Source organism: Actinomadura logoneensis (assembly GCF_003428695.1).
Taxonomy (GTDB): Bacteria; Actinomycetota; Actinomycetes; order Streptosporangiales; family Streptosporangiaceae; genus Spirillospora; species Spirillospora logoneensis.
In genome coordinates, this window is sequence record NZ_QURH01000964.1 from 1 (window position 1) to 8,573 (window position 8,573).

The window sequence follows — 8,573 nt, forward strand, 5'->3', positions numbered from 1 at the left end:
GGCCTCGGCCATCGCGTGCGCCCAGCGCCGCGCGGACGTCGCGACCGGCGGCAGGCCCGGAGCCTCGCCCGCGCGGATCCGCCGCCACGCCGCCGCCAGGTCGGGCATCACGATCCGCCACGTCACGCCGTCCACGGCCAGGTGGTGCAGGGTGAGCAGCAGGCGGCCCGGCCCGGACGGCGGGTCGAACCACACGAACTGCGACATCGCCCCCGTGGTCGGGTCCATCCGGTCGGCCGCCGCGTCCAGTTCGCCGACCAGCGTGCGGTGCCAGGACGGGTCGTCCCAGCGGCCGTCCACCTCCACCCGCCGGATCAGCCGCCCCACGTCGGCGCCGCCGGGCGGGTCGACGACCAGGCCGTCCGGGACGAGGCGCGCGCGCATGAGGTCGTGCCGGTCCACGACGGCGGTGAGCGTCGCGACGAGCCCGTCGTGGTCGATGTCCTCGGGCAGCTCCAGCACGATCGCCTGCATCAGCCGCTCGAAGCCGGGCCCCAGCTCCTTGATCCACTGCGCGGCGGGGAGCAGCGGCATCCAGCCGTTCCCGCCGCCGTCGAGCTCGGCGAGCACGGGCCGCCCGGCGTCCGCGGCGGACGCGTCGGCGGCCCCGGCGAGCGCGGCGACCGTGCGCAGTTCCAGGACGTCCCGGGACGCGACGGCGAGGCCGCGTCCGCGCGCCCGCGCCACCACCTGGATCGCCTGGATGCTGTCGCCGCCGAGCGCGAGGAAGTCGTCGTCGATCCCGACCCGCGCGCGGCCCAGCACCTCGGCGAACACCTCCGCGAGGGCGGTCTCGGCGGCGGTGCGCGGCGCGCGGTAGTCGCCGGCGTCGAACGCGGGCGCGGGCAGCGCGGCGTGGTCGAGCTTGCCGTTGGCGTTCAGCGGCAGCGCGTCCATCGGGACGAACGCGGACGGGATCATGAACTCGGGCAGCCGCAGCGCGGCGAACTCCCGCAGGTCCGCGGCGTCCGGCGCCGCGCCACCCGTCCTGTCCCCGGCCCCGGCCCCCGCCCCGACCACGTACCCGACCAGGTGCCTGCCGCGCGCGTCCTCGTGGACGGCGACGGCCGCGTGCGCCACGTCCGGGTGGTCGAGCAGGACGGTCTCGATCTCGCCGAGCTCGATCCGGAAGCCGCGGACCTTCACCTGGTCGTCCGCGCGGCCCTGGTAGTGCAGCTCGCCGTCCGGGCCCTCGACGACGATGTCGCCCGTCCGGTACATGCGCTCGCCGGGCGCGCCGAACGGGCACGCCACGAACCGCTCGGCGGTCAGCGCGGGGCGGTTCACGTACCCGCGCGCCACCTGGCCGCCGCTCAGGTACAGCTCGCCCGGCGTCCCCGGCGGGACGGGCCGGAGCGCCTCGTCCAGGACGCGCCCGGTGAGCGCGTCGAAGACCCGGCCGATGGGCACCTCGGCGTCCGGGTCCTCGTCGGCGGACAGCACGTGGCCGGTCGAGAACACCGTCGTCTCCGTCGGCCCGTAGCCGTTCACGAACGAGGTGCCGGGGCAGGCTTCGAGCGCGCGGCGCATGAACGGCGGCGACACCCGCTCGCCGCCCACCCACACCTCGCGGAACCCGGCCAGGCAGCGCGCGTCCTCCCGGACGAGCAGGTTGAAGACCGAGCTGATCAGCAGGGTCGCGGTCACGCCGTGCTCCGCGACGAGCCGGGCCAGCAGGTCCGGGGTGAGGTCGCGGCTCGGGCTCACCACCACCCGGCCGCCGGTCAGCAGCGGCACCCACAGCTGGTACACCGACGCGTCGAACGCCAGCGGCGAGTGCAGCAGCAGGCATTCCTGCGCGCCGTTGCGCCACCGGTGGTCGCCCGCGAACTCCAGCAGGGCGCGGTGCGTGGTCGCGATGCCCTTCGGCACCCCGGTCGAGCCCGAGGTGTAGATGAGGTACGCCGTCCGGTCCGGGTGCCGGACGGGCGGGACCGACCCGGCGAGGGGCCCGGCGGTCAGCTCGTCCGGGGTGAGGCGCGGGCAGCCGCCCGGCAGGCCGGCGCCCGCCTCCGGCGTCGTCAGCAGCAGGACGGGCGCGGCGTCGCGGAGCATGAACGCGACCCGCTCGGCCGGGTAGCCGGGGTCGATCGGCAGGTACGCGGCGCCGGCCCGCAGGACCCCGAGCAGCACCGCGACCGTCCCGGCGGACGGCGGCAGCACGACCGCCACCACCGACTCCGGGCCGACGCCCCGGGCCACCAGGGCGCGCGCGACCCGGTCGGCCTCGGCGCCCAGTTCCCGGTAGGTCAGCGAGACGTCGCCGGACACCGCCGCGACCGCGTCCGGCGTTTCCGCCGCGAGCCTCGCGAACCGCTCCGGCACGGTGCCGTCCACCGGTTCCCGCACATCCATCACCCCACCGAAAATGGCGTAGAAAATTGTTGTTAACTGTCACTGCGGAAGCCGGACGGGTCAAGAGCCCACCGCCACCAAATGCCTCGCTAACAGGGAAGATGTTGTCCCGTCGCCGGGACATCGGGCACCGCGAGAAAGGATTGCCATGGCAGAGAAGAATGGCCGGAAGTGGCAGATCGGAGTCGACTCGGGGGTGTGCATCGGTTCGGGAATGTGCACGGGTATCGCGCCCGCGCATTTCCGGTTGCAGGACAACCGGTCGCGGCCCGTGGACGAGTTCACCGGCGAGGCCGACGCCGTCCTGGACGCCGCCGAGAACTGCCCGGTCGAGGCGATCCGCGTGCGGCACGCCGAGACCGGCGCGCTCCTCGCCCCGGTCGAGGGCGAGGAGCCGGCCCGGCCCTGACCGGCCGTCCGGGGTGTCGCTGCGGGGTGTCAGTGCGGGGCGGCCGGGGCGGCGAGCACCTCCCCGGCCGTCCGCGCGACGATCCGCGCGACCTCCGCCGCGTGCTCGCGCAGGAAGAAGTGGCCGCCGGGGAACATGTGCAGGCCCCGGAAGTCCTCGGACTCGTCCTTCCAGGCGTCCATCAGCGCGGGCGGGACCACCCGGTCGTCCGCGCCGCCGAACGCGACCAGCGGCACCCGCGTCCGCGGACGCTCCGGACGCCGGTATCCGCGGACCAGCGTGAAGTCGGCGCGCAGCATCGGCAGCGTCGCACGCAGCATGCCGGGGTCGTCGAGCAGCTCGTCCGGGACGCCGCCGAGCGCGCGCACCGCCTCGGTGAACACCTCGTCGGACGACTCCGGGTCCGGCATCACGTCCCTGGACGCGCCGCCGGGGGTCCACGCCGCCACCCCGAAGAACCGGGGCGCGGGCAGGCCGGCCGCGTCCAGCTCGCCGAGCATCAGGTAGGCGAGCAGCGCGCCCATGCTGTGCCCGAGGAACGCGTGGTCGCGGTCGAGGCCGCCCGCGTCGGACAGGCCGTCCAGCAAGGCGGCGACGGCCTCGTCCGCGCTGGTCAGGGGCGGTTCGCGGTGCCGTCCGGGGCGTCCGGGCAGCCGCACCGCGCGCACCTCGATCCAGTCGGGCAGCAGCTCCGGCCAGGTGCGGAACATCGACGGCCCGCCGCCCGCGCAGTGCAGGCAGTAGAGCCGGAGCCGCGCGTCCGGGCGCGGCGTGAACGGCAGGTACCACGGGTGCGCCCGCGCCATGCGTCCTCCCTCTCGTGCCTCGGCCGTTCGTGCCCGGCCTCTCCTGTCGGCCCGCCTCCTGCCCGGCGGCTCGTGCTCCGGGTCAGACCAGCGAGTGGCCGATGATCTCCTTCATCACCTCGGTGGTGCCGCCGTAGATCGACTGCACGCGGGTGTCGACGAAGGCCCGCGCGACCGCGAACTCCCGGACGAACCCGTAGCCGCCGTGCAGTTGCAGGCAGCGGCTCACGACGGTCTGGCAGAGCTCGGTGTTCCACCACTTGACCATCGCGGCGTCCTCGGCGGTGAGCCGCCCGGCGCTGTGGGCCAGGACGGCTCTGTCGCAGTGGCTGCGCGCCACCGAGAGCGCGGTGGCCAGCTCGGCGAGCAGGTGCCGGTTGCTCTGGTGGTGCCCGACGGCCATCCCGAACACCGACCGCTCCCCCGCGTACGCGAGCGTGTCGTCGAAGATCCGCTCGGCGGCGGCCAGCGCGGACACCCCGATCCACATCCGTTCCTGGACGAGGTTGCGCATGAGGTAGGCGAACGCGCGTCCGGGCCGTCCGAGCAGGTTCTCCTCCGGGACGCGGACGCCGTCGAAGAACAGCTCGGCGGTGTCCAGCGCCCGCATCCCGATCTTGTCGATCTTCCGGCCGCGGCCGACGCCGGCCCGGTCCGCCTCGACCGCCAGCAGGCTCGCCGACGTCCCGCGGGACCCGCGGGACCCGCGGGCCGGACGCGGACCGCCCGGCGTCAGCGCGAGCACCAGGTACAGGTCGGCGCTGTGCCCGTTCGACACGAACGTCTTGGCGCCGTTCAGCACCCAGTGCCCGTCCTCCCGCGCGGCCGTCGTGCGCATGGCGCTGATGTCGCTGCCCGCGTCCGGCTCGGTGATCGCGATCGCGGTGACGCACGCGCCCGAGCAGAACCCCGGCAGCCAGCGCTCCCGCTGCCCGGGCGTCGCCAGCGTCCGCAGGTACGGGCCGACGATCTCGTTGTGCAGCGGCAGGCTCGGCGCGTAGGTGCCCGCGCGGGCCAGCTCCTCGGACAGGATCGCCTGGAACCGGTAGTCGGCGTTCCCGCCGCCCCCGTACTCCTCGGGCATGTCGATGCCGAGCAGCCCCGCGGCCCCGGCCTCGCGCCAGACGGCGCGGTCGGCCATCCCGCGCTCCTCCCACGCCGCGTAGTGCGGCGCGACCTGCTTGGCGATGAACGAGCGGACCAGGTCGCGGAAGTCGCGGTGCTCGTCGTCCAGGATCTCCTCCCGCACGGCCTCACCCCGCCGACGCGCCGGTCGGCGCGGCCGGGCTCAGCGCCCGCCACTCGGGCAGGACGTCCCGCATCCGGTTCATCATCGCCTGGCAGTACGAGGCGTTGTGGTCCAGGCTGCGGTGCCTCGGATACGGCATCTTGCGGCGCCCCCGGTGGTCGACGACCAGCACCACCCGGTCGCCGTCGGCCGGGACGCCCGGCAGCCCCGCCGCCTCCGCCGCCGCGCGCGGCATCTCGACGGTCAGGTCGAACCGCCCGCGGTCGAGCACCGCCACCTCGCGCAGCGGGACGTCCGGCAGGACCGCCGGCTCCCGGTACACGTAGGGACGGGCCAGCAGGTCGAGCTCGACCATGGCGCGCAGCAGCGGGTCGTCCCGCCAGCCCGGCAGGGTCCGCGCGAAGCCCAGCAGCAGGTGGTCGAGTTCGGCGCGGTGCGAGTGCATGACCTTGTGCAGCACCTTGCCCAGGTTGTTGATGTCGTAGTTGTCGAGCGTGGCGATCGAGTCGGCGAAGAACCGGCTCAGCTCGCGGTCCGGGTTCTCGCGGAACCAGCGCGCCACGTCCTCCAGCAGCGCCTCGTGGCTGCGGACCCCGGCGGCCTCCAGGTGCCGGGCCGTGTAGAACAGCCCGCGCGCGTTGTAGGCGGAGACGACCGCGTAGTAGAACCAGACGCCGAGCTCGTAGTCGGCGCGGTCCACCCACTTGGTGCCGACCACGACGTCCGCCTCGGACGCGTCGTCGGTCACCTGGACGGTCTGGATGCCGAGCACGTCCACCTGCCGCGCCATCGGCGTGTTCGGCAGCAGCAGCTGCGGGTAGGTGACGATGACGTCCGCGCCCATCCGGCAGAGCCGCCCGATGCCCTGCCGGAACGACTCGAGCGTCTCGCCGGGCAGCGGCCAGATCAGCTCGGTGTAGGAGCTGATCCGCTTCTCGTGCAGCTTGCCCTGCAGCTCGACGTAGGTGGACTCCTTGATGTTCGAGCGGTCCACCATGGTCAGCGCGGCCGGGCTGACCGTCTGGAGCGACACCGGCTGGCTGGTGAGCATCCCGCCGGTCACCAGGATGTCGGTGATCTCGGTGACCCGGTCCGGCCGGTTCTTGGCCGCCTGCATGTTCACCATCAGCGGGTAGCCGTTGGCCTCCTTGCAGCTCACCAGGTGTCGGGTGAGCTCGACGTCGCGGGGCAGCGCGCCCCAGTTCGCGTCGGCGAGGAACAGGTTCTCCACGCCGTGCTCGCTGAGCCAGGTCAGGTCGGCCTTGACCCGGTCCAGGTCCCAGCGGTGCACCTTGTCGTTGGTCGCCGCGCCCCAGTAGCAGTAGGTGCAGCGGAACGGGCAGCCCCGGTTCGTCTCGACCACCGCGAACGTGTAGTCCGCGCCGTCGAAGATCCCGGCGGCGAACGGCGAGGGGATCTCGTCCAGCTCCTTGATCCGGTCGGGGCGCGGCGTCGTGACGAGCCCGCCGTCCCGCCAGAAGCTGATCCCGCCGACGCGCGCGAGGTCGGCGTCCGGGCGGGCCAGCTCCTTCAGGTAGGCGGCGAAGACGGTCTCGCCCTCCGCGTCGGCGACGGTCACGTTCTCCATGTCCGGGCCGATGTACTCGGTGATCCGGTTCATTACCTGCGGGCCGCCGAGGATGAACCGCGCGTCCGGGCGGGCCGCGCGCAGCGCCGCCAGGACCTTGCGCATCCGGCGCATGTTCCACAGGTAGCAGCTCAGCGCGTAGACGTCGGCGTCCAGCGCGACCAGCTCGGCGGTCAGCTCCGTCTCGGGATGGGCGACCGAGCGGGAGTGGATGGTGAAGGAGAACGCGTCCGCGATCTCCGGGTCCTGCTGCGCGTACGCCTGGAGGTAGCCGGACGCGAGCGGCAGCGTGTGCGGGTACAGCGGCACCTCGACGAGGGCGACGGAACGGCTCATCCCGGTCACGCCCCCGTCCGGGCCGCGGGCGCCCCGCCGGCGCCGACGGCCTCGGCCAGCTCGCACAGGATGTCGGTCTCGAACAGGTCCTCGGCGACCAGGTAGAGGCCGCGCCGCCGCGCCTCGGCCGCCGCGCGCATCGCCAGCAGCGAGTCGCCGCCGAGGTCGAAGAAGCTGTCCTCGCGCCCGACCTCCGGGACGCCCAGCACCTTCGACCAGACCTCGGCGAGCAGCTTCTCGGCGGCGGACCGGTACTCCATGTCGCGCCCCGCCTCGCCGCCCGCCGGCTGCTCCAGCCCGCGTTCGGCGAGCGCCCGGCGGTCGGTCTTGCCGTGCGGGGTGAGCGGCATCTCGTCCAGCCGGACGAACGCGACCGGCACCATGTAGCGCGGCAGCCGCTCGGACAGCCGGGCGCGCAGCGCCTCCGCGGTCGGCGCGGACGCCCCGCGCGCCGCGGTCCAGTAGCCGACCAGGCGGCGGGCGTCGGGCCCGGTGCTCCCGGGCGGCTCGTGCACCACGGCGGCGGCCCGTCCCACGCCCGGCACCGCCAGCATCGCCACCTCGATCTCGCCGGGCTCGATCCGGAAGCCGCGCAGCTTGATCTGCTCGTCGGCGCGGCCGAGGAACTCGATGTCCCCGTCCGGCAGCCGCCGCACCAGGTCGCCCGTCGCGTACATCCGCGCCCCGGACTCCGGCGCCCGGTGGAACCGCTCGCCGGTCAGCGCGGGCCGGTTCAGGTAGCCGCGCGCGACCCCGAGGCCCTCGATGTGCAGCTCGCCGGGCTCGCCGTCGGGCACCGGCCGGCGGTGCTCGTCCAGGACGTGCCCGCGCAGCCCCGGCAGCGGGCGGCCGATCGGCGGGGACGCGTCGGGCGGGGCGTCCGCGCGGATCGCGCCGCAGGTCGCGAGCATCGTCGTCTCCGTCGGCCCGTACACGTGGAACAGCGCGAACGGCGGGCGGGCGCGCGGCGGCGCGTGCAGCTTCTCGCCGCCGAGCAGCATCGTCCGGAACGTGCCGCCGGTCTCGGGCCAGCGCGCCTCCAGCAGCTGGACGGCCAGCGCGGTCGTGAAGAACCCGACCGCGACGTCCTCGCGGACGAGCCAGTCGACCAGGTCCTGCGGCGAGTCGGGCAGGCGTCCCCCGGTGAGGCACAGCGTCCCGCCGCCGCCCAGGCACGGCCAGACCTCCAGCGCCCACCCGTCGAACGACGGCTTGGCGAGCTGCGGCATCCGGTCGCCGGGCGCGACGGCGAACTCCTCGACGTACCAGGCCACCAGGTTGTCCACGCCGCCGTGCTCGACGAGCACGCCCTTCGGGATCCCGGTCGAGCCGGACGTGAACGTGACGTAGCAGAGATCGCCGGGGCGGACGTCCGGCGGGTCCCCGGCACCGGCGTCCGCGTCACCGTCACCGGCGTCCCCGGTGCCGTCCTCCAGGACCTCCTCGACGGCGAGGGTCTCCCAGTCGCCCGGCGGAGCGGACGCCGCCAGCGCCCGCGTGGTCAGCACGACCGGCGGGGCGCAGTCGGACAGGATCACCTTCGCCCGGTCGGCCGGGTCGTCCACGTCCATGCCGACGTAGGCGCCGCCCGCCAGCAGCACGCCGAGAGCGGCGGCGACCAGCTCCGGCGAGGCGTCCATCCACAGCGGCACCAGCACGTCGCGGCCGACCCCGGCCCGGCGTAACCGCCCGGCGACCCGCTCCGCCGAGCGCAGCAGTTCGCCGTACCCGACGGCCGCGCCGCCGGACCGGACCGCGGGCCGTTCGGGGGACTCGCGCGCCCAGCGGACGATCCGGTCGAGCAGCGGCGTCGCCGGCCGCGACGCGGCC

The 8,573-nt window shown here is 74.7% G+C and carries 6 protein-coding genes; 1 reads left to right on the top strand and 5 read right to left on the bottom strand.

Features of this window, described 5'->3' with window-relative positions; all coding sequences use genetic code 11:
* Window positions 1-2,355, bottom strand: a 2,355-nt coding sequence (locus tag DZF91_RS32655; RefSeq protein WP_147341498.1) for a non-ribosomal peptide synthetase, incomplete at its 3' end; no start/stop codon positions are given.
* 148 nt (window positions 2,356-2,503) lie between these two features.
* Here DZF91_RS32655 and DZF91_RS32660 point away from each other — a divergent pair.
* Window positions 2,504-2,764 carry a ferredoxin gene (locus tag DZF91_RS32660; protein WP_117360907.1) on the top strand — a complete coding sequence of 87 codons (261 nt, stop codon included), beginning with the start codon at window positions 2,504-2,506 and terminating at the stop codon, window positions 2,762-2,764.
* Between the two features lie 29 nt (window positions 2,765-2,793).
* On the opposite strand, the gene DZF91_RS32665 is transcribed toward DZF91_RS32660, so the two are convergent.
* The 4 genes from DZF91_RS32665 to DZF91_RS32680 form a co-directional block, all read right to left on the bottom strand.
* Entirely contained in the window at window positions 2,794-3,570 is a 777-nt protein-coding gene (locus tag DZF91_RS32665; protein ID WP_117360908.1) for a thioesterase II family protein, read from the bottom strand.
* Between the two features lie 82 nt (window positions 3,571-3,652).
* Window positions 3,653-4,819 carry an acyl-CoA dehydrogenase family protein gene (locus tag DZF91_RS32670; protein WP_117360909.1) on the bottom strand — a complete coding sequence of 389 codons (1,167 nt, stop codon included), beginning with the start codon at window positions 4,817-4,819 and terminating at the stop codon, window positions 3,653-3,655.
* Window positions 4,820-4,823: 4 nt separating this feature from the next.
* Window positions 4,824-6,743, bottom strand: a complete 1,920-nt coding sequence (locus DZF91_RS32675) for a B12-binding domain-containing radical SAM protein (RefSeq protein WP_147341499.1) — start codon at window positions 6,741-6,743, stop codon at window positions 4,824-4,826.
* 5 nt (window positions 6,744-6,748) lie between these two features.
* Window positions 6,749-8,573 (bottom strand): non-ribosomal peptide synthetase (locus DZF91_RS32680; RefSeq protein WP_117360911.1); only part of this gene is annotated, 1,825 nt, incomplete at its 5' end.